General features: G+C 68.8%; 20 protein-coding genes. 12 read left to right on the top strand and 8 right to left on the bottom strand.

The genetic code is table 11. The annotated features are described in order from the left end of the window. The first annotated feature begins 107 nt into the window (after positions 1 to 107). The 9 genes from LXT23_RS41900 (at position 108) to LXT23_RS41860 (ending at position 9,158) form a co-directional block, all read left to right on the top strand. Positions 108 to 443, top strand: coding sequence for an SMI1/KNR4 family protein (locus LXT23_RS41900; RefSeq protein ID WP_253986092.1), 336 nt, complete (start codon positions 108 to 110; stop codon positions 441 to 443). Between the two features lie 148 nt (positions 444 to 591). Further along, positions 592 to 1,668: a Kelch repeat-containing protein gene (locus LXT23_RS41895; RefSeq protein WP_253986091.1), complete on the top strand. Its 1,077-nt coding sequence runs from the start codon at positions 592 to 594 to the stop codon at positions 1,666 to 1,668. A gap of 201 nt (positions 1,669 to 1,869) precedes the next feature. Next, positions 1,870 to 3,402: an AAA family ATPase gene (locus tag LXT23_RS41890; protein ID WP_253986090.1), complete on the top strand. Its 1,533-nt coding sequence runs from the start codon at positions 1,870 to 1,872 to the stop codon at positions 3,400 to 3,402. Continuing rightward, positions 3,399 to 4,274: a hypothetical protein gene (locus LXT23_RS41885; protein WP_253986089.1), complete on the top strand. Its 876-nt coding sequence runs from the start codon at positions 3,399 to 3,401 to the stop codon at positions 4,272 to 4,274. Before LXT23_RS41890 ends, LXT23_RS41885 begins: the two co-directional genes overlap by 4 nt. After that, on the top strand, positions 4,271 to 5,974 hold the full coding sequence (locus LXT23_RS41880) for a hypothetical protein (RefSeq protein WP_253986088.1): 1,704 nt from the start codon (positions 4,271 to 4,273) through the stop codon (positions 5,972 to 5,974). Before LXT23_RS41885 ends, LXT23_RS41880 begins: the two co-directional genes overlap by 4 nt. Beyond that, complete coding sequence (locus LXT23_RS41875; RefSeq protein ID WP_253986087.1) at positions 5,961 to 6,614, top strand: hypothetical protein; 654 nt, start codon at positions 5,961 to 5,963, stop codon at positions 6,612 to 6,614. The genes LXT23_RS41880 and LXT23_RS41875 overlap by 14 nt, the downstream gene beginning before the upstream one ends. Positions 6,615 to 6,616: 2 nt before the next feature. Then, entirely contained in the window at positions 6,617 to 7,351 is a 735-nt protein-coding gene (locus LXT23_RS41870) for a hypothetical protein (protein WP_253986086.1), read from the top strand. Further along, positions 7,348 to 8,235: a radical SAM protein gene (locus LXT23_RS41865; RefSeq protein ID WP_253986085.1), complete on the top strand. Its 888-nt coding sequence runs from the start codon at positions 7,348 to 7,350 to the stop codon at positions 8,233 to 8,235. The genes LXT23_RS41870 and LXT23_RS41865 overlap by 4 nt, the downstream gene beginning before the upstream one ends. A 23-nt stretch (positions 8,236 to 8,258) precedes the next feature. Next, positions 8,259 to 9,158, top strand: coding sequence for a PLP-dependent aminotransferase family protein (locus LXT23_RS41860; protein WP_253986084.1), 900 nt, complete (start codon positions 8,259 to 8,261; stop codon positions 9,156 to 9,158). Here LXT23_RS41860 and LXT23_RS41855 read toward each other — a convergent pair. Then, positions 9,136 to 9,669: an AAA family ATPase gene (locus tag LXT23_RS41855; RefSeq protein ID WP_253986083.1), complete on the bottom strand. Its 534-nt coding sequence runs from the start codon at positions 9,667 to 9,669 to the stop codon at positions 9,136 to 9,138. The genes LXT23_RS41860 and LXT23_RS41855 overlap by 23 nt on opposite strands. Positions 9,670 to 9,766: 97 nt before the next feature. Between LXT23_RS41855 and LXT23_RS41850 the strand changes: the two genes are divergently transcribed. Further along, positions 9,767 to 11,110 carry an AHH domain-containing protein gene (locus LXT23_RS41850; RefSeq protein ID WP_253986082.1) on the top strand — a complete coding sequence of 448 codons (1,344 nt, stop codon included), beginning with the start codon at positions 9,767 to 9,769 and terminating at the stop codon, positions 11,108 to 11,110. Positions 11,111 to 11,142: 32 nt separating this feature from the next. Here LXT23_RS41850 and LXT23_RS41845 read toward each other — a convergent pair whose 3' ends face one another. The 4 genes from LXT23_RS41845 to LXT23_RS41830 all read right to left on the bottom strand — a co-directional run bounded on the left by LXT23_RS41845 (position 11,143) and on the right by LXT23_RS41830 (position 14,817). Next, positions 11,143 to 12,111 (bottom strand): hypothetical protein, encoded by a 969-nt coding sequence (locus tag LXT23_RS41845; protein WP_253986081.1) that lies wholly within the window; start codon positions 12,109 to 12,111, stop codon positions 11,143 to 11,145. Positions 12,112 to 12,167: 56 nt separating this feature from the next. Continuing rightward, complete coding sequence (locus LXT23_RS41840; RefSeq protein WP_253986080.1) at positions 12,168 to 12,980, bottom strand: ExeA family protein; 813 nt, start codon at positions 12,978 to 12,980, stop codon at positions 12,168 to 12,170. A 7-nt stretch (positions 12,981 to 12,987) separates the two neighbouring features. Then, positions 12,988 to 14,286: a helix-turn-helix domain-containing protein gene (locus tag LXT23_RS41835; RefSeq protein WP_253986079.1), complete on the bottom strand. Its 1,299-nt coding sequence runs from the start codon at positions 14,284 to 14,286 to the stop codon at positions 12,988 to 12,990. A gap of 132 nt (positions 14,287 to 14,418) precedes the next feature. After that, a complete protein-coding gene (locus tag LXT23_RS41830) occupies positions 14,419 to 14,817 on the bottom strand; it encodes a hypothetical protein (RefSeq protein ID WP_253986078.1) in 399 nt (132 codons plus the stop codon). A 743-nt stretch (positions 14,818 to 15,560) separates the two neighbouring features. Here LXT23_RS41830 and LXT23_RS41825 point away from each other — a divergent pair. Then, a complete protein-coding gene (locus tag LXT23_RS41825; protein ID WP_253986077.1) occupies positions 15,561 to 16,100 on the top strand; it encodes a hypothetical protein in 540 nt (179 codons plus the stop codon). A gap of 292 nt (positions 16,101 to 16,392) precedes the next feature. On the opposite strand, the gene LXT23_RS41820 is transcribed toward LXT23_RS41825, so the two are convergent. Beyond that, positions 16,393 to 16,719, bottom strand: a complete 327-nt coding sequence (locus tag LXT23_RS41820) for a hypothetical protein (RefSeq protein ID WP_253986076.1) — start codon at positions 16,717 to 16,719, stop codon at positions 16,393 to 16,395. Positions 16,720 to 17,122: 403 nt separating this feature from the next. On the opposite strand from LXT23_RS41820, the gene LXT23_RS41815 reads away from it, so the two are divergent. Further along, positions 17,123 to 17,689 (top strand): imm11 family protein, encoded by a 567-nt coding sequence (locus LXT23_RS41815; protein WP_253986075.1) that lies wholly within the window; start codon positions 17,123 to 17,125, stop codon positions 17,687 to 17,689. 43 nt (positions 17,690 to 17,732) lie between these two features. On the opposite strand, the gene LXT23_RS41810 is transcribed toward LXT23_RS41815, so the two are convergent. Both LXT23_RS41810 and LXT23_RS41805 read right to left on the bottom strand, forming a co-directional pair. Next, positions 17,733 to 18,377: a glutathione S-transferase N-terminal domain-containing protein gene (locus tag LXT23_RS41810; RefSeq protein WP_253986074.1), complete on the bottom strand. Its 645-nt coding sequence runs from the start codon at positions 18,375 to 18,377 to the stop codon at positions 17,733 to 17,735. Positions 18,378 to 18,437: 60 nt separating this feature from the next. After that, positions 18,438 to 19,448: a zinc-dependent alcohol dehydrogenase family protein gene (locus LXT23_RS41805; protein ID WP_253986073.1), complete on the bottom strand. Its 1,011-nt coding sequence runs from the start codon at positions 19,446 to 19,448 to the stop codon at positions 18,438 to 18,440. Positions 19,449 to 19,514 lie beyond the last annotated feature (66 nt).

Genomic DNA, 19,514 nt, shown 5'->3' with positions numbered 1-19,514 from the left:
GCGCTCCAACGCCGCACCTGGAAACAGCGGGTGCCCGAAGCGACCCTGCGGCCACCGTCCCCGCCGAGGAGCTGGCCCTGCTGGAAGCCCACCTGGCGCAGCAGGGGATGGTGCTGCCGCCGTCGTACCGGCAGCTCCTGCGAGTCAGCAACGGCATCCCCGGCTACATGCAGGCGGAGCACCTGTCGCTGCGCTCCGCGGGCGAAATCGTCGCGTCGCAGGACGACGACACCCAATGGGACGAGCACGCCCCCTTGCACCGCTTCGTCATCGCCTCGGGCGAGACGTACGAGTTCATCGCCTTCGACGGCACCCGGTCCGATGCCACGGGTGAGGCTCCGCTCATCTGGGTGGACCCGCGGCGCGACGTGACGGAGCTCGAGGGTTTCGAGGCGTTCCTGCTGGCGCAGCTCCACTTCCAGAAGGATGTGCTGGAGGAGTAGGAAGCAGGCCCCTGATACCGAGCCGGCCTCGATATTGCAATCAAGTGGCAAGACCCACATCGTCACCGGCAGTTGACGAGGAAGGGCGCGCGGACCGTCGGTCCCTCCCGCCACAATGCGGTCCTCACCCACCCACCACGAGGACCGTATGACACGAGTGACTGCAACGAAGCCGTGGCTCTGGCTCGGGCTGTGTGCGCTGGCCTTCACCACCAGCGCCGCCGCCAGCCCCTGGACGAATGCCGGCTACATGAGCCGGGCCCGCCATTCCCACACCGCCACGCTGCTGCCCGACGGCAAGGTGCTCATCGCCGGAGGTGCGGACCGCACCACCGTGACGGCAACGAGTGAGACGTACACCCCCGCCACCAACACCTGGGCCCCCGCCGCCAGCATGAGCACGCCCCGCTCCGGCCACAGCGCGACGCTGCTGCCCGACGGCCAGGTGCTCGTCGTCGGCGGCTCCAACGGCAGCGCCCTGGCGACCGCGGAGCTCTACAACCCCGCCACCAACACCTGGAGCGCCACCGGCAGCCTGCTCACCGCGCGCCGCGGCCACAAGGCGGTGCTGCTGCCCACGGGCAAGGTGCTCGTCTTCGGCGGCCTGGGCACCAGCTACACCACCACCCTGAAGAGCGCCGAGCTCTACGACCCCGCCACCGGCACCTGGACGGCCACGGGCGCCATGTCCACCGTCTCCGGCATCACCACCGCCACGCTGCTCGGCTCGGGCGGCGTGCTCGCCATCAATGGCGACGGCATCGTCGCGGCCGCGGAGCTCTACAACCCGTCCACCGGCACGTGGAGCCGCGTGGCGGACCCGCCGCGCTTCTACGGGCACGCGGCCACGCTGCTGACCTCGGGCGCGGTGCTGGCCACGGGCCAGGAGACCGGGCAGTACGACAGCGGCGCGTGGCTGTACTCGCCAGGGAACGACTCCTGGAAGTACGCCTTCGAAGCCAACGAGACGCGCCGCCGGGGCCACAGCCTCACGCTGCTGCTCTCCGGCAATGTGCTCGTCGCCCGCGGCACGCGCAACCAGATGGGCGGCAGCGCGGAGCTGTTCTCCGCGGAGGACGAAAGCCTGGATGTCATTGGCTCGGACTCGCCCACCACCGGGCACACCGCCACGCGGCTGCCCTCCGGTCAGGTGCTCATCGTCGGCGGCACCAGCCAGGAGGAGCCCGAAATCTACTCCTCCGCGGAGCTCTTCACCGAGCCCTGAGTCCCCCACCCTGCCCGTCACTGCGCGCGCGTGACGGGCAGGGGCCCGGAGTGCGGGCGCCCCGTCTCGCAAGCACGAAAAGTCAGACGTCCACGCTTCGCACGTCGGTAGCGCCCGCACGCGTCGCCCCCCTCCCCGGGGGGCCCGGGAGCCCATCTGGTTCCAGCCCCCGGCCGCGTGCTCTACTCGCGCGCGTCCGTCATGGAATCCTCCCAGCTCGTCGCCTCGTGGCTCCAGGGTCGTGCCACCCTCGGTCCGGACCTGGAGCTCCGGCTCGCGCCCCGCACCGTCTCCGCGCTCGCCGGCAAGCTCCGCCGCGCGTACACCTGGATTTCCACCCAGGCCCTCGTCAGCCCGTACCAGGACGTGCACTTCGGAGACCCCGTCGTCCTCAACGGCGGAGGCACCCGCGTGGAGCTCGGCCCGGTGGGCTACTCCGCCTACGTGCTGCTGCCGCTGCTCAACCTGGCCACCTCGCAGCGCCTGCTCTTCGTCGGCGCGCCCGGGCGCGGCAAGACGACCATGGCCACGCTGGTGGCCCTCATCGCCGGAGGCGCCCCGGACGAGGTGCGCCGCGGCGTGCAGCACGGCCACCCGCAGCTGACGCTGACGGACCTGCTCGGCAGCCCGCTGCCCAGCGAGCTCATCCGCGCCGAGGACGCGAAGACCATCCGCGTCGCCTGGCGCCGCTGGCTCACCCAGCGCGTGAAGATCATCGACGAGTACAACCGCATCCCCACCAAGACACAGTCCGCGCTGCTGTCCCTCATGGCGGAGGGCTACGCGGAGATGTTCGAGCAGGTGGTGGAGTGCGGCCGCTCCGCCTGGTTCCTCACGGCGAACGACGACCAGGGCGGCGGCACCTTCCCCGTCATCGAGGCGCTGAAGGACCGCATCGACCTCGTCGTGCGCAGCATGCCCTTCCACTCGCACCACCTGGACACGCTGGCCAGGCGCATCACCGAGGGCACCGCGCCGGGCCAGTTCGTCCCCGCGGACATCGTCTTCACGCCCGAGGAGCTGGACGCGCTGGACGCCGAGGTGCGCGCCGTGCCGCTGCCGGCCCCGGTGCTGGAGCTGCTGGGCTTCTTCGCCGGGCAGCTCGAGTTCTGCCAGCGCGCCTCCACGCAGCTCGAGTACATGCTGAAGGACACGCTGCACCTGGCGGGCCGGCGGGTGGCGCACGTGTGTACGGAGGACTGCCCGCTCGACAAGAGCGTCAACCTCTGCACGCAGACGGAGAACGGCGTCTCCGCCCGCGCGTACCAGGCCGTGCTCCTCTTCTCCAAGGCGCTCGCCTACTTCCGGGGCTCGCCGGAGGTGACGGTGGAGGACCTGCGCCAGGTGCTCCCCTGGGCGCTGCACGACAAGCTCAAGCCCAACCCGCAGAGCGCCTTCTTCCAGAAGCCCGAGCACGCGGTGTACCTGCTCGACAAGGTCGGCTGGGTGCGGCAGCTCTTCGACGCGGCGGTGGTGCAGCAGGCGGCCTACGCCAAGGTGCGCGAGCCGGTGGCGCGGCTGAAGGCCCAGGCGGAGGTCCGCACGGCCACGCTCCATGCTGGCGAGGTCCGCCAGCGGATGGGCGACATCCAGCGCGTCATGGAGCAGGTGCTCCAGAAGCAGGAGCTCAACGGCCCCGTGCACGAGGACCTCGTCTTCCTCAAGAACCTGCACGGGCGCTACGGCGCGTACCTCCACAACCTGGAGCGGCGCGGGAAGGCGGAGGGCGCATGAGCGAGCCCTGGGAGACATTGGCGAGCGAGGTCGCCGCCGACGGTGAGCGCAGGCACTCGGGGTGGGACCCGGAGCTCTTCGACTCGCTGGTCCGCGGCCCCGGGGCGGCGCTGTGGGGCGCGCTGCAGGCCCGGCCCCGGCGGGAGCGGGTGGTGGGCGCGTGGCTGAAGCTGACCGCCGAGGCGGTGGGCCTGGGCCACGTGGACCGCGCCAGCGCGCAGCACCTCCTGTCCGGCAAGGGCGCCATGCCCGACTCGATGACGCTGATGGCGCGCTGCCTGCTGCAGCTGTCGCTCGCGCAGCTGCCGGCGTACCCGGAGGAGCAGGCGGTGGCGCTGCTCGTGCGCACGTGGAACCTGTGTGAGGGCCTGGCGGGGCAGCCCGTCTGGCTCAACCGCTACGTGGCCTCGGCGGCGGCAAGCGCCCCCGCGCTGGAGAAGCTGGACGCTTTCCTCACCACCACCCTGGCGCCGGCGCTCGCGCCCGTGCGCACGTCCACCTTCTCCGGCCCCTTCTCGCTGGCCATCCTCGACACGCGCAAGGTGATGGACGAGTTCCTCCCCGGCGAGATGCACCTGGCGGCCCCCATGGTCCTCTGCGTACACGACCGCCGCGACAACGGCGTGCACGTGGGCCTCTTCCTCGCGCCGCAGAGCGAGGCGCGCTTCCTCGGCCTCCAGCCCTGCATGGGCCATGGGCCGGTGGAGGTGCCCCCGGCGCTGGAGGTGACGAGCAACACGGCGCGGGTGAACGGGAAGGAGGCCGCGCTGCCGCTGCTGGGCACGCCGCACCGGACGCTCGTGGCGCGCAGTGGCTACGTGGTGGCCAGCGCCGTGGACTCGCAGCGGCTGTGGGTGCTGGACTCGCCATGACTGACGCGGCCCGCAAGCAGGCACCCGTGCAGGAAGTGCTGGAGCCGCGGCTCCAGCAGCAGGTGGAGGAGAGCTGGCAGCGGGCCCGGGGACGCTGGTCCCAGTTCCTGCTGCTGGGCGAGCCGCGCGCGGCGAAGGAGGGCTGCGCGCTGGCGCACATCGACCTCATCACCCGGCAGGTCTGGTTCAACGCCCGGGAGCTGCGCGGCCGCGAGCTGCTGGGCAGCCTGGAGGCGGTGCTCGCGCACGAGGTGGGGCACCACGTGCGCTACCCGGGCAGCCTCAGTGTCTCCGCGCGGCTGCGGATGATGGAGAAGACGCTGCTGCCGCTGGGGGACTACTCGCTCATCAACGTCTTCTGCGACCTGCTCATCAACGAGCAGCTCGGCGCCGACGAGGCGCTGCGGGCCCAGCTCACCGCCATCTACCGCGCCTTCCAGAAGGACGTGCAGTGGAAGCAGGACCCGGCCTTCCTCTTCTACCTCTCCATCTACGAGGAGCTGTGGCGGCTGGAGCCGGGCTCCCTGATGGGGGCGGGCTTCACGGACTTCTCGAAGCACTTCCCGGAGGCGCGCGCGGACGCGCAGCTGGTGGCGCAGAACCTCTTCCACCTGGGCCCCAACCTCTACACGCAGTTCCTCTACTTCGTGTCCATCGCCAGCCGCTACGTGCAGCCGCCCAGGCTCGACCTGCCGGAGAGCGCGGACCCGCTGTCCTGCTGCCGTGGCGAGCCGACCCCGGAGGACTGGGCGGACGCCCTCACGCCCGGGGCGCGGGAGAAGGAAGCGGTGCGCCGCGCGGTGGCGGAGGGCTGGCTGGACAAGGAGAACGGGGAGCGGCTCGTCGGAGAGAAGAGTCGGGAGCGGCGCATCGCCACGCTGCCCGGCCAGGGCACTGCGAACGCGGAGGGGGTGCCGGAGGTGATGGCCGCGTACTACCGCCTCGAGGCGGAGCGCTACCTGCTGCGCCCCCCGGACCGGCTGACGCTGGGCGAGGCGGTGGTGCCCACCACGCTGGACGAGTGGGAGCTGGGAGACGCGCTGCCCTCGGTGGACTGGCTGGCCACGCTGTCGCTGCGGGGAGACAGGCTGGGCGCGGTGGCGCCGCTCAAGCGCGAGCGCATCGCGGACTACGAGGGCCTGGACGTGCCGCTGTGGCAGCCGCGCGTGGAAATCTACCTGGACGTGTCCGGCTCCATGCCGGACCCGCGCACCACGCTCAACGCGATGACGCTGGCCGCGCAGATTCTCTGCGTGGGGGCCGTGCGCGCGGGCGGGTGGGTGCGGGCGGTGCTGTACTCGTCGGAGACGGTGGCCTACTGGGAGTGGTGCCGCTCGGAGGTGGAGATGTCGCGCTTCCTCATGCACTACATCGGCGGCGGGACGGAATTCCCCTTCAGGCGGCTGGGAGACTCGGTGAGGGACCAGCGTGGCCGTCAGCCCACGCGCGTCGTCATCACCGACCGGGACTTCGACCACAACTACGCCTCCAGGAAGGACAACGCGCGCATCTTCGCCGAGGCCGCGGCGGCCTCCGCGCCGCTGGTGCTGCTGCTGCACCAGCCCGTGCCGGAGATGGTGGCCCGCTACCGCGGCCTGGGGGCGCGCGTGGCCGAGGTGGTGGAGCTGGAGGATTTCCCGAAGGTGGCGGCGGCGCTCGCGCACGCCCTCTTCCAGGAGGAGCGCCATGTCGCGCTTTGAGAGGCTCTTCGGCCGCAAGAGCGGCCCGTCCGGCCCGTCTGGCCCGTCCGGGCCGGTTGACGACAGGCCCCGGCTGTCATTGCCCGCGCTGTGCCAGGCCCTGGCCGCGCGCCGTCCCGCGCTGGAGCGCAAGGAGGTGGAGCCGGAGCTGCTCCGCGCCCGGCTGGCGGACTTCCAGCGAGGCCATGGGCTGGAGCCGGTGCACCCGGGCCTCTTCCTCGACATGTGCGAGTCGCTGGACGCGGAGGGGTGGCGGCGGCTGGCGCTGGTGACGGAGGTGCTGTCGGAGCGTGCGGTGGGGATGGTGGTGGCGTTGCTGGCGCGCAAACACGGCGTGGGGCACCACGTGCGCGAGGGCTTCGTGGGCTTCGCGGGCGAGGCGAAGCTCCTGACGCTGGAGCTGCTGGGCCAGAGCCCGCTGCGGCTGGAGGAGCTGGCACGACGCTGGGTGAAGGCGCTGGGGGCGGGGCTGGAGGGTGAGACGGAGGAGGAGAGCACGCTGAGGCTGGAGCGGCTGGACTATGCGCGGCTGCTGGAGGAGGCGGAACGGGCGAAGCAGGCGGCGGAGGGGCGGCAGGGGAAGCTGAAGCAGCTGCGCGCGGAGCAGGACGCGAAGCTGACGCCTCGAGGGAAGTGGTAGCCATGCTCGAGACGCCCGCGAGCGCCGGCACGGAGTACCCGGAGGAGGACCTGCGGCGCTACCGGTTCCACACGGGCGCGCCGCTGGCGGCGCTGAAGCCGGACGAGGCGTGTCCGGTGCTCTACCGCGACCTCGGGCCCGTGGCGCTGCGCCGCTACCTCCGGGGCACGCTGCCCCGGCTGGCGGGCCCGCTGACGCCGCTGCTCTACATGCGCACGGTGGACTTCCGTGAGCCGTACACGGACCACGAGAACACGGGCCGGCTGGTGTTCCTGAGGCCGCTGCACGTGCAGCCATGGCGCTCGGGAGTGCCGGGCGTGTACGTGGCGCGCGCCACGCGGCCCGTGGACCTGGCCACGGTGGCGTACTGTCCCGGCTCCATTCCGCTCCAGGACGTGGAGCCGCTGGCGCAAGAAGTGACGGACGCGGCGGAGCTGCGTGAGGCGCTCGGAGGACGGGCGTACGACGAGGCGGTGGAGGGCGCGCTGCACGCGCTGGACGGGCTGGTGGCGGAGCTGGAGGCGGCGGAGACGCGCGCGGAGCCGCTGCGGCGGGCGCTCCAGTCCCACCAGCGCGACCTGCGGCTGCGGGCGCGCGAGGAGCTGGAGCGACTGGGAGTCCAGGAGCATGACCTGTGCGCCGCGTGGCACCACGTGCCACGAGAGCGCCGGGCGCTGCTGATGGAGGCCCTGCCCCGGCTGGAGCTGGAGCGCGTCCTCGGGGAGGCGGGACGATGAGCGCCGCCAGGCCCCTGCCCCAGCTCGTCCCCTGGGAGTCCTGCCGCGCGCTCACGTGCAGCGTGCTGCCGGTGCGGCTGGCGTGCAACCTGCGCTGCCCGTTCTGCTTCTCGCGCTCGTCCATCAGCGCGCTCCAGCACGAGAAGTCGGACCTGCTCCGCCTGGACCTCGCGCGCTACTACCGCGACGCGCGCGAGCGCGGAGCCACGCGTCTGGTCATCACCGGAGGCGGTGAGCCACTCCTCCGCCCGGAGCTGGTGCTGCACCTCGTGCGCGAGGGCCGCCGCTTCTTCGATGAGCTGGCGCTGTTCACCAACGGCACCTTCCTCACGCGAGCCCTCGCGGAGGAGCTGGCCGAGGCGGGCCTCTCCTACGTCTGCTGGTCGCGTCACGCGGTGGACGACGCGGACAACCGCGCGCTGATGGGCAAGCAGGCGCCGCTGCGCGAGGCCTTCCTGGAAGCAGCAAAACCACTGAAGGTCCGCGCCACCTGCGTCATGGCGAAGGGCCACGTGGACGGGCGCGAGGAGGCGTGGCGCTACATCCGCGCCCTGGCCCCGCTGGGCGTGCGCGAGTTCACCTTCAAGCACACCTACGTGGCCTACGAGCAGTCGGTGTTCCGCGAGTCCCCGGCGGATAAATGGGCGCGCGAGCACCAGGTGGAAGAAGACGTCTTCGAGGGTCAGGGACAGGTGGTGGGACGCCTGCCCTGGGGCCCGGTCATCCGTCGTATGGAAGAGGTGCAGGTTTGTTACTACCGGGAGCCGACGCCGCAATGGGAGCAGGAGAACGGGACATGTCGCTCGCTGAATCTCCTGTCGGACGGGAGCGTGTACGCCTCACTGGAGGACTCGCGGAGCCTGTTGTATCGGCTGAGCGACTAGCGAAGGCGCTGCCGCCCGAGGCGGTGGAGACCTTCCGTCCGCTGCTGCCGGTGGGGTACGCGGCGGGGGCGGAGGCCTACCGGCGCGCGGCGGAGGGGCTGACGGCGGACGACCTGACGCAGCACTACACGCGGGGCCTGCGCTTCTTCCACGACGAGCTGGTGCCCAGGGTGAAGGCGCGGCTGAGCGCGCTGAGCGGAGGGGTGTGGCGCTTCGACGACTACGTGGCCTTCGCGGCGGGCAGCGACTGCGACTTCATGAGCCACCTGGTGGAGGCGGTGGCCGCGAGGGAGCCGGTGCGCCTGTACCCCGGAGACTGGCACGGCTTCACGGTGGGCTGCACGCAGCAGGAGGGCATCCGCTGGGACGCGGAGTCGCCCGGAGCACTCGCGTGTCTGTGCATCCCCTCGGTGCGCAACGGCCACGTGACGGAGGAGATGCTGGCCTTCCTGGGGGCGTCACCGCACAGCCTGCTCAACCTGAACCTGTACCCCACGCTGTCCGCGACGGAGCGGACGGAGGTGGCGAGCCAGCTGCTGCCGCTGCTGCCGAGGGCGGTGCTGTCCATCAGCTTCAGCCGGGGCTTCGGGCTGACGGCGTCGCAGCTGGGCGTGGCGCTGGTGCACAAGGACCACCCGTACCGGAAGCGCTTCGAGACGCAGTGGAACTGGCACACGTACTTCTTCAACGCCATCGCGGCGCGGGCCTTCATGGCGGTGGACCTGGAGCGGATGCAGGCGGTGGACGCCGAGCGCCGCGCCTGGGTGCACACGTGGCTGGCGGAGCACGGGCTGCCGGTGGTGGAGAGCGGCAGCTACTACGTGAAGTCCTTCCGCGTGCAGGGAGCGCTGCCCGAGCACCTGCGTCCGCTGCACCGTGACGGGGTGGTGCGGCTGTGCTTCAAGCCGCCGCAGGTGGGGTAGACGCGCCCTTCTCCGTGGAGATGAACCGCACGTCGCGGCCATCGCACTCGACTTCGTCGAGGGGCTCCCACCGGTCACTGGCCAGCTCGAAGAAGGCCAGTGGCACCTCCATGGAGAAGGTCTCCCCCTTCTCGCGGTTGCGTTGCAGGACCCGCTCCCGGCGGACGTCCCGGGGGGCATCCAGCACGTAGATGGTGAGGGCATCTCCCCGGGCGTCCACGCGCTCATAGAGCCGCTCGCGGTCGCGCCGGAGAATGAGGCCAATCTCGAGCACGACATCGGTGCCCACCTCCAGCGTCCGCGTCGTCTGTCTCCAGATCTGCTCGATGCAGCGGGCGGTGCGCTCGATGTACCACTCCATGACGCCCACCTCCGGGCGGTCCGGTCGGAAGAGCTGTGCCATCCACTCATCCAGGTTCATCCGCACGGCGCGGTGCTGCTGGGCGAGCCGAAGGGCAAAGGTAGACTTCCCCGCTGCAACCGGGCCGACGACGAGGTGGATGTGTGCCATGCGGTCCCCTATGTTTGCTGATACGCGCGGAGCCCGGCAACCTGGTCGCTGCCTCGCCTCGGCCAGTCCAGCTCAGACGGACGGGAAGGGTTCACCCATGGTGCCATGGAAGGCAATGACGGTACTGCTACTGGTGGCGTCCGCATGCAGCGGCAACGTTCGCCAGGTCCGGCTGGATACGGGTGATGGAGTACCATGGGTCCACGTTCCGAATGCGGACGAAGGTGGCCTTGTGGTACTGGACCGGGCTGAGTTCCAGGAGGCCATGGCATCCCTGGCGGGACAGGTTCCCCCGGTCGCTCGGCCACAAGCCGCCGCGAGTCAGCTCTTCGAGGTCGCTGCGCGCGGTGGCACGTACCTGTACGAGCCACGAGACCGCCGGCTCATCCCCCTTGAGCCGAACGAGCAACTGGCTCCAGAGCTCTCCGAGACGGAGGTCGTGCTGACACGAGCCTATCTGCGCTGGTGCGAGCGCACCGGCCAGCGCGGTGATTGTCTCCGCCTCCTGGGTGAACACCCTACCGTTACCGGAGACGGCCGCTATGCGCTCGCCATGGCGTTCGCGCAGGGCGCCATCCAGGAAGAGATGTTGGAGGCCTTCAAGGACATGGCGGACCCAAGGGCCCTCCTGGCCGCGGCACTATGGACCTGCACGACGTATCTCATCCTCTGGACAGTCCCCGAGCCCCTGTCCAAGGGCATCGCCGCGACAATGACTGCGGTACTCATTGCCTACCTGGGGGTGGATACCTTCTGGGGGCTCATCGCCGGATTCAAGCAACTCGTGGATGAGGCAGACCGAGCAACCACGTTCGAAGAGCTCCAGGAAGCCGGTGAAAGCTACGGGAGAGTGATGGGCCGGAACGCCGCACGTGCCTTCGCCATGCTGGCAACGGCGGCCATCGGCAACACGATGGCAGGCTTCGCTACGAAGGTGCCGAAGCTTCCTGGCTCCGCACAGGCTGCGGCACAAGCCGAGTCGCAGGTAGGCCTCTGGCTGCCCGCCGTGGCGGAGGTCGAGACGGTGGCGCTCGCGGGCGAGGGCTTCACCATCGCCCTGGCGCCCGGCGCGACGGCGATGGCCGCACAGGGTCACGGCGGGGGTGGGAAGGTCCAGATCCACCACATCGCCACGAACAAGAACGAGAAGTCCAGGCAGCGCGGTGGGCCATGGACTCCGCGATTCAGGAAGCTCTTCGCCAGGGCCGGCATGACGCTGAGAGACGTGGAGAACAAGGTCCCCATCCAGGGCCACAAAGGTCCTCATGCCGAGAAGTACCATCAGGCCGTGCACAGACGCCTGTATGAAGCGACCGAGGAGTGCACCAACATCTCCGAGTGCAGAGCGGCACTGAAGAATGCGCTCGACCGGCTGGCCCGGGAGATTGCAACGCCGGGCACGGAGCTCAACCGGCTCGTCACCCAGCGGGCGGCGCACTAGTAGACGAAGTAAATTCCCAACATCAAATTGACCTAACTTCGCGCGTCAAGGTCAATGTCGCTCAGTAGGAACTTGCGTCGGGCAACACCGGTCCATCGCCCACGTACAACCACACGTCGATTGACCATCGGGCCAACTACATCATCAAGGACATCTTGGTGTGTTACACATCTCTGTTCGGCTCCGTCGTCTTTGACAACGGCAAGCCATTTTTGATCTAGATGGAGCGCTCGCAGTGTTCCACGAACTTCGGTCTCATCGCTTTGTTCGTTAACATTGGCATCGAGTTCTTGACGCAAAACGTGCGATATTGTTTCTCGCACTCCGCTATGCAGAAGCAGTGATTCCCTCTCAGGATCGTCGTTGGTTCCAGACTTGTGGACTCGCGTCAACTCCACCTCGCCTAGGCTCTTATCGCTCGGCACGATGTTTCGCACCAGTTTGATTAGCGCTTGCCGATACCCATCATCGGGAACAAATGTGCGCAACTCCTGGGCTGCATTAGGGCTTGAATCAGAGACCTTGCGCACTACATCAAATAAAGCATCTGCAACGTTCTCTACCTCAATCTCCGACTTATCAAACAGCTCCATTTGAGCCGGCTCGACTAGTCTAATAGAAAAACGATAGCTTCCCGCGACGGCCTGTGTTGCACGTGCCTGAACTGCGCTCAGGATCTCTTTCTTGGGAAGGCCTCCACGCCTGAGCGGCTCGCGGCGCACCCACTCAGCTGTTCGGTAGAGCAGACTTCGTATTTCAGCGCTTTTGGATAGAGCAAGTTCAAGCGGGGCGGTGCCGTAACCAACTGATCCACCCCTTAGGCTGACAATTATCTCGTTTGAGGAGTACTCCATTCCGGCTGGAAGCGCCCTTTCGTCCCAGACGACCTCCAGAAGTTCTCGCAACTTGTTGACGCGCACGTCTGCTGATAGACGAGCAAACCGGCTGGTTGATGGGCATCCGTCAGGCGCAGGCGAGCCGTCGGGGTGCGTGATGCCCATCGGGCCCGGCTCCGGGACGCCACCACGGCCGATGATGGCGTCCCGAGGCCGAAGGGTTACGCGGCGAGTTGCGCGCGCTCGAGCACGCCGCGGACGAGCTCGCCGTCGACGAGCTTGCGCTTGAGGCGGGCGGCGTCGCGCAGGCACAACTGGGCGAGGCGGTCGAGCTCGCGATGGGCGCCCTCGCTGGCCTCGTGGAGCAGCGCGACGGCGTCACGAGGGAACAGCTCGCGGTCGCAGCCGGCCAGGCGCAGGCGGTGGCGCAGGTACTCGGCGGAGTCTTCGAGGCAGACGGGGGCGAGGTGCACGCGCGTGTGCAGACGTGACAGCAGCGGCTTGTGGAGGCTGGTGGCCAGGCGGGCTTCGAGCTCGGGGAGGCCGACGAGGACGACGGAGAGCAGGGGCCGGCTGTCCCAGTCGTAGTTGAGAAGGATATGCAGGTGCCCGAGCACGTCGGGGTGGAGCAGGTGCGCCTCGTCGAGGAGGAAGGCGGGGTGGACGCGGCTGGTGGCGAGCTCCTGCACGTGCGTGGTGACGGCGTGGAAGACGGCGGCCGCGGTGGCCTTCGCCTGCAGCCCGAGCGCCAGGCACAGCTGGCGATAGAAGTCGCGGCGGCCGAGCGTCGCGTTATGGCAGTAGCTCAGGCGGAAGCGCTCCTTTGGGAGGCGATGGCGCAGGGCGCGCAGGACGCACGTCTTGCCGACGCCGGGCTCACCGGCGACGAGGACGGACTGGCGCGACTCGAGGGCGTCGACGATGTCGGTGACGACGGACTCTTTCGAGGGAGGCAACCAGAGTTCGGCGTCGGGTATCTCCTTGGTGAAGGGCAGGTGGTCGAGGCCGAAGGCGGAGAGGAGTTGCTGGGACATAGTGGGGTTACTCCAGGTCGGGGGCGGTGGGGTCGAAGGGGACGGACGGAGCGGGCGGGACGGGGCTGCGTGCGCGGTGGGCGCGGGCATTGGCCTGCACGTCGAGCGGCTGCAACTCGAAGCTGCGGCCGTCGTGCTCGACGCGGACAGAGGCGGGCAGCCCTTCGACCAGACAGCTGGCGACATTCACCAGACGGCCAGCGAGAAAGCCGTGGCGCACCTCGAAGAGGCGGCCGTCAAGGCTGACGACGCCGTCGCGGGAGACGCGGCGGCGCGCCCGCACGGTGAGCGCCTCGGCCAGCTGCGTCTCGGAGACGAGGCGCGTCTGGTGGGAGCCCCAGACGAGGCCGGGCGTGTCGCCCATGAGCGAGGCGTGCGGCTGCGAGTGGTAGTGGCGGGCGAGGAAGGTGTCGAGGCGCCGCTGCACCTCGGCCAAGGGCAGCGAGCGGTCCAGGTGGTCCAGGCAGCCCTCGCGCAGCGTGCGCCAGAAGCGCTCCATCTTCCCGCGCGCCTGCGGGTCATAGGGCTTGGCGTGGACGAGGGCGATGCCCAGGCGCGGGCACGCGGTGGCGAGCGCCTTGCCGGAGTAGGTGGAGCCGTTGTCGAGGTAGAGCGTCTCGGGCACGCCGTGCTGGCGCGCGGCCCGCACCAGCAGGCCGAGCATGTCGTCCTCGCGCTCGGTGGAGCGCGCCTCGAGCGCGACGACGTAGCGGCTCCTGTCGTCGAGCAGTGCGTGGATGCGCAGCGGCTCCCACTTCGTGCCGCCGGTGAGCACCGGGCCATGGCAGACGTCGCCATGCCATAGCGCGCCGGGGTACGCGGCTTCCCAGCGTCGGCGCTCGAGCCCCTCGCTCGTGCCGCGCAGCGAGACGCGGTCCAGCCCGCGCTCGGCGAGCAGCCGCCGCACGGTGGCCGCGCTCACCGCGTCCTCGCGCACGCTGCCCTGGCGCACCAGCGTCGCGACAATCAGCTCCGCGGACGCGCTCGGGTGCTCGCGCCGCACGTCGCAGATGAGCTGCTTCTGCCGCTCATCGAGTGCCTTCGCGCGGCCCGCATCCTTCCGCGGCCGGGGCCGCAGTGCGGCGAGGCCGTGCTTGCGGAAGCGGTAGTACCAGCGCTCCAGCGTCGGCACGCTGAAGTGCCGCGTGCGCTCGGCTCCGGGCGGACGGAACTTCTGCCGCGTCAGCTCCCTCAGCGCGCCGCGCAACTCTCCGCGCGTCAGCTGGCGGTGCACCACCGGGCCGATGACCTGGCTGCGGAAGATGGCAATCTCTTCGCCGTGGTCCTTCGGGACAAGCGCGTCCATGGAGGTCTCCTTCCCGCCGCCGCGTCCATCGCGGTCTTCGCGGGAAGCTCTCCCCTCGCATCCGCCTGGGCCGCTGGGAGCGTGCCCAACGCGGTGGGCGCGGATTGCCCAGCCACTTCGCGGTGATGGCCATCAGCTCACATGGCGGGCTCCAGCGAAGGCTTGATGCGCGAGCGGCGTACCCCGCCACGCGAGCGGCGCGTGAGCGCAGAGTGCCTGCGCCGCGCGGGCCGCGAGCGCCCGGAGCCCCTCCGCCACCGCGCCGAGCGGGAGTGCGCCGAACAACTGCCGCGTCCCCAACTGCCGCGCCCACCTCGCGAGCGACCGCCAGCCCCGGGCGGAGTCCCCGCGACGCGTCCAGTCGCTGGTCCGCCGTCGCACCGCCTCGGCGCCGAGGCCGCACAGGGCCCACAGCGCCAGGGCGAAGGCAATCGCCTCCCCGCTGAAGTGCTTGCGTCGGCAGACGGACGGCGGCACCACGCGCATCACCGCGCCACAGGGCTTGCAGCGGTAGCGGCGACAGAGCACCACCCTGCATTCCGGCGCCCCGTCCGGAGTCGGCGGGCCACGCTGCTGGCGCTCGACGAGCCCATGCCCATGGAGGCCCAGCCCGCCGCCTTCGTAGGCCCCGCGCCCACACGCCACGCAGCGCTTCGGCCGGCCCTCGTCCACCGAGGGTGGCCAGTTCTTGACGTCGCCCTCGAAACGGACGACTCCTCGGGTGTCCCGGTTCTCTTTTCGCAGGGGTTTCCGGGGCCCGCGCATGAGGGTGTTGCCGCACCCTCTGCGCACCTTTCTTCCCGTCCTCCTGCCCGCCTGCTACCTCATCGGGCGTGGCGCTCCAGTTTCTCGCCGACGATGGGCGGGCGGCGCGACCCCATCACGCAGCCGGCTCGATTTCGGGCTCCGCTCCCTCAACCAGGGTGCGCGTCAACACTCATGGGTTCGCTGCGAGCGTGCAGAAGCGATGGATGATGCAGGCGGACGGCAGCGGACAGCACCGCAGATCCGCGCGATCTTCTTCCACGACAGCTCGGCGCGCTGCGAGCGGCGTCCCAGCCACTTGCGCCACGTGTGCACCACCTAGTCAAGGGAGCGCGTGGGGCTCCGCGTGGTTCCGCTGATTCCGTAGTACGTGTAATGCTCCCTCACCTTCTGCATGAGGCTGCGGCCCCGCTCGACGGGCTGCCGCATGCGTAAACGCTGTGGTTTGACGCTTGGCGATGTAGCGCATACCGTCTCGCCCAGTTCTTGTGATCATTGGGGGGCACCAGATGATGCGATTCTTCTCAGGCGAGTTCTTCCTAAACTGGATGGCCAATGGTGGTACGGCAGTGCTCCTCAGGAGTATTTGGGTTACTGCCCTTGTGTATCTGGGGGCCGTGGCACTGAGCGAAATCACGGACCCCAAGAGCATCTTGTGGGATTGGAGTTGGGAAAGCTTTCGCACTGCCATCCATGAAACCATCCACTGGATTGGAGCAATTTTCGCGGGCGCGTACGTCGCCCTCTATAGCCGATTTTCCTCGCAATGGACCTATCTGGCAGGCTTGTATAATCAAATCCTGCAGACGCAGACTCAGCTGCAGAACGCAACCGAGGCCCAAAAAGAAAACCTGGACTCCTGGTGGGCCGCGTTCATCGAAGACTCCATTGAGCTACATCTCGCAAGAAAAACGATGTTTTCGTATATAATTAATGATGTCCTCCATAATCGTGCCGGAGTGGTAACGGCCTTGGAGAAGGGAACTCACGAAGCTCGCAAGCGGCTAGAGAAGCTTGGATTTACGTGGCCGCAACCACCAAGCCAGTGACTGACGCGGTGAGAGGCCCGCTGAAAGGCCGTAAGGTGGCCCAAGCTTGTGGGGTGCCCGAGAAGTAGTCCAACATGGTCAGCGGCGGCGCCGCTTAAACCAATCGTGCATCCTGATTCGCGTCCACAATCAGGCGGAAGGATGGGCGTAGAGGCGGTTGTACTCGGGCCAACTCGCATCCACATGGGCGCGCAATTGGGAGCGGCGTTGCCTATCGCCGCACTGCAGATAGCGCGCGCTGAAGGCCCGAGCAGCAACTCGGTCTGATTGAGCCACGAGGCATGCGGCGAGGTCACGAGGACCCGGACGTGGCGGTAGCGGCACAGGAGGTGGCGCGTGGCCTACAGCGGCGCTCAAGAACCTGGATGTTGGGCTTCTCGTCCACGCACAGCACCACCTCTGCGCGCTGAGCAAGGGCCTGGGCCTGCTCGTAGCACCAGAGGACCGCTGCCGCCTTCTGGCGGAAATTCTCGTCCGGGGTAGGCGTCTTCCCGTACCGGCTACGGTGGGGCTGCAGTTCCGTATGCTTGAGGATGAACTCTACCGTGGAGTGCGACGGGTGGGCGATGCCGCGCTCACGGGCGACGCGCGCCAGCGAGCGTGTACTCCACTGGGTCATGTGCAGACTCACTCCCGCCGGCTCACAGCAGGCCAGTTGCTCCACTTCTACGAGTTCCAGAGGGAGATCCGCGATGGGCGGCCAGAAGGAGGAGCGTCCCAAACTACGAAGGCCCCTGATGCTTCGTAACGTCGGCACAAGTTCCAGATGCTGGTGCGGTCGAGACCGAAGTGCTCGACCAGTTCCTGCACGACGGTGTCCTGGGCGGCGATGACCAACAAAATATGCGCCCGGCGCTCCACGCGCTACTCGGTGCGGCCATCGTGCACCACCTCTTCCAGAAGAGCAGTATCCTCCTTCGAGATCTGGGTGAGTCGCGGAGGTCGTCTCCTCATCCAGGAGAGCTATTCATCCTCCGCGACTATTTCGACTTACTTCCGGACACTCCACTAGAGACCCACCCATGCGGCAACCCTTCTTCGAGCTCACTGACGATGTCCAGATTCCGGGACGCTGGCACCTGGACAGCCCTGTCGACAGCGAGGGGACCGAGGTTGAAGACACTAGACAGTTCAACAGGGGCAGACCCGTTCAGGTGCCGGGACGCTTGACCGTCCCCATCGAGCACGAGGGCAGGCCACTCGACTTCACCGAGACGAACCTAAAGACTCCGGTCGTCCACGCCAGAGTTGCTTCCATCTTCGCGGAGCTGGCCCTCGATGACGTGCAGCTCATCCCCGTCGATGTTCAAGGTCAGCCAGACCCGTACTTCATCCTCGTGGCCACGCGCCTCATCAAGTGCATCGACGAACAGGCTTCCAAGGTGCAGTTCTGGACGGCCGAGGACGGCCTGCCCCACAAGACAGGGAAGTACTACGCCGTGGACGACCTGCGCATCGACAAGTCGAAGGTAGGAGACGCCAGGGTCTTCCGTACGGAAGGCTGGGCCGGCACCCTGATCGTCTCCGACGATATCAAGGCGGCCATGGAACGCATTGGCGCCACGGGCGCGAAGTTCGTGGAGGTATAGCTACTGCCCACTGCGGGAGAAGCCCCCGCTGCTCGCTACCCCTCTACGTGTCGAAGCGAAAGGCGGTCTCCGCAACGGAGGCGCGCGCCGCGAACCGCTGGCAGAACGTCCTCAGCTCCGGATACGGGTCAGTCGGCAGGACTTCCCGGAACTCCAGATGCGTCACCAGGCAGTAGAGCGTGACCTCCAGGAAGCTCAGGTCCCGCTGGGGCGGCAGCGCGGCGAGCGCGGCGCTCGCGTTCTCCTCCAGCCACGCCATGGTGCTGACCAGGCTCTTTCGCATCTTCGCGTGGTGGGCACTGCCGTCACTGGCGCCGCCCACCTTCCCCATGATGAGGTTCACCTCCGTCGCCATGGCATGGAGCACCAACTCCTGCGCATTGGCGAGCAGCGGCGTGTCGAGGTCCTCCGGCCACACCACGCGGAGCCTGGGACTCGACTGCCGCCACAGCTCGCGACAGACGTTGAGCGCACCGAACCAGCTTCCGCGGGGCGTCAGCAGGGTCGGAATCTTGAACGCGGGGTTGCCGCCATAGTCCTCCACATCGGAGGACATGAGGTCTCGCATCACCCGCAAGGAGTAATCGACGCGCAGCTCCGAGGCGAAGATGCGCGTGACACGCGTGAAGCTCGAGCTCGAGCGTCCAACGATGACAGGCCTGGCGAGTTCTTCGAGCGCTGCGGGCATCGGTATTCCTCCACTCCAGTGAACGACACGCGTCGACCTCAGCTGACAGCCTCTGCTCCCTCACGGAAAGGTGATGACGACCTTTCCGAACTGCGCACCGCTGGCCAGGTACTCGAAGGCGGCGTGCGCCTCCGAGAACAGGAAGGCGCGGTCCACCAGCGGCCGCACGCCCCGGGCCTCCAGCGCCCGCCCCAGCGTCTCCAGGTCCTCGCGACTGCCCACGGAGATGGCCTGCAGCCGCACCATGCGTCGCAGCGCGCGGGTCAGGTCGAAGCGCACCGTGGCGCTGTCCAGGAAGCCTACCAGGCTCACCGTCCCGCCCACCCGCGTCGCCGCGATGGAGCGCCCGACGCCCACTCCACCGAGGACATCCACCACGTGGTCCGCCCCACGGCCCTCCGTCAGCGCCAGCACCCGGTCCTCCCACTCCGGCACCGTCCCCGTGTCGATGCCCGCTGCCGCCCCCAGCGACACGGCCCGCTCCAGCTTCGCGGGACTCCGCGAGGTGACGAGCACCCGCACCCCTGCCATTCGTGCCAGCTGGAGCGCGAACAGGGACACGCCCCCCGTCCCCTGGACCACCACCGTCTCCCCGGGCTTCACGCGCCCGGCCGTGAACAGTGCATGCCAGGCGGTGACTCCGGCAATCGGCAGGGTGGCGGCCTGCACGTCCGACAGGAAGCCCGGCGCGGCCACGGCGGCGTCCTCGTGTACACAGGCGTACTCTCGCAGCAGTCCATCCAGCGGGCCACCCAGCCGCCGCCGGGTCCCCTCCTCCGTGGGCTCGCCGCGCACCCAGTCCGGCACGTACGCCGGGATGACGCGGTCTCCCACCGCGAAGCGGCGCACCTCCGCGCCTACCGCCACCACCTCGCCCACGCCGTCGGAGACCGGCACCAGGGGGCGCGGGAAGTCGCCATATGTCCCTCGCAGGATGGCCAGGTCCCGGTAGTTCAGCGCCACGGCGCGCAGCTTCACCAGCAGCTCGCGCGGTCCCGGCACCGGCACGGGCCGCTCCGTCCGCACCAGGGACGCCAGCCCGCTGCCCTGGGTCAACTCGTAGGTCCTCATGTCCACACCATGCGCTCGGACCCGGGCTGCGGAAACGAACGTCGGCGCACGTCCAACGTGCAAACA

This window comes from Pyxidicoccus xibeiensis (assembly GCF_024198175.1).
Classification (GTDB): domain Bacteria; phylum Myxococcota; class Myxococcia; order Myxococcales; family Myxococcaceae; genus Myxococcus; species Myxococcus xibeiensis.
Note: the sequence above shows the minus strand (reverse complement) of the source record. Positions and strands in the feature narration are given on the sequence as shown.

Bases quoted from the DNA above. Each gene is read 5' to 3' on its own strand.
- LXT23_RS41900 (WP_253986092.1), top strand. From the start codon at position 108: ATGGTGCTGCCGCCGTCGTACCGGCAGCTCCTGCGAGTCAGCAACGGC.
- LXT23_RS41895 (WP_253986091.1), top strand. From the start codon at position 592: ATGACACGAGTGACTGCAACGAAGCCGTGGCTCTGGCTCGGGCTGTGT.
- LXT23_RS41890 (WP_253986090.1), top strand. From the start codon at position 1,870: ATGGAATCCTCCCAGCTCGTCGCCTCGTGGCTCCAGGGTCGTGCCACC.
- LXT23_RS41885 (WP_253986089.1), top strand. From the start codon at position 3,399: ATGAGCGAGCCCTGGGAGACATTGGCGAGCGAGGTCGCCGCCGACGGT.
- LXT23_RS41880 (WP_253986088.1), top strand. From the start codon at position 4,271: ATGACTGACGCGGCCCGCAAGCAGGCACCCGTGCAGGAAGTGCTGGAG.
- LXT23_RS41875 (WP_253986087.1), top strand. From the start codon at position 5,961: ATGTCGCGCTTTGAGAGGCTCTTCGGCCGCAAGAGCGGCCCGTCCGGC.
- LXT23_RS41870 (WP_253986086.1), top strand. From the start codon at position 6,617: ATGCTCGAGACGCCCGCGAGCGCCGGCACGGAGTACCCGGAGGAGGAC.
- LXT23_RS41865 (WP_253986085.1), top strand. From the start codon at position 7,348: ATGAGCGCCGCCAGGCCCCTGCCCCAGCTCGTCCCCTGGGAGTCCTGC.
- LXT23_RS41855 (WP_253986083.1), bottom strand. From the start codon at position 9,669: ATGGCACACATCCACCTCGTCGTCGGCCCGGTTGCAGCGGGGAAGTCT.
- LXT23_RS41850 (WP_253986082.1), top strand. From the start codon at position 9,767: ATGGTGCCATGGAAGGCAATGACGGTACTGCTACTGGTGGCGTCCGCA.
- LXT23_RS41845 (WP_253986081.1), bottom strand. From the start codon at position 12,111: ATGGGCATCACGCACCCCGACGGCTCGCCTGCGCCTGACGGATGCCCA.
- LXT23_RS41840 (WP_253986080.1), bottom strand. From the start codon at position 12,980: ATGTCCCAGCAACTCCTCTCCGCCTTCGGCCTCGACCACCTGCCCTTC.
- LXT23_RS41835 (WP_253986079.1), bottom strand. From the start codon at position 14,286: ATGGACGCGCTTGTCCCGAAGGACCACGGCGAAGAGATTGCCATCTTC.
- LXT23_RS41825 (WP_253986077.1), top strand. From the start codon at position 15,561: ATGATGCGATTCTTCTCAGGCGAGTTCTTCCTAAACTGGATGGCCAAT.
- LXT23_RS41820 (WP_253986076.1), bottom strand. From the start codon at position 16,719: ATGACCCAGTGGAGTACACGCTCGCTGGCGCGCGTCGCCCGTGAGCGC.
- LXT23_RS41815 (WP_253986075.1), top strand. From the start codon at position 17,123: ATGCGGCAACCCTTCTTCGAGCTCACTGACGATGTCCAGATTCCGGGA.
- LXT23_RS41810 (WP_253986074.1), bottom strand. From the start codon at position 18,377: ATGCCCGCAGCGCTCGAAGAACTCGCCAGGCCTGTCATCGTTGGACGC.
- LXT23_RS41805 (WP_253986073.1), bottom strand. From the start codon at position 19,448: ATGAGGACCTACGAGTTGACCCAGGGCAGCGGGCTGGCGTCCCTGGTG.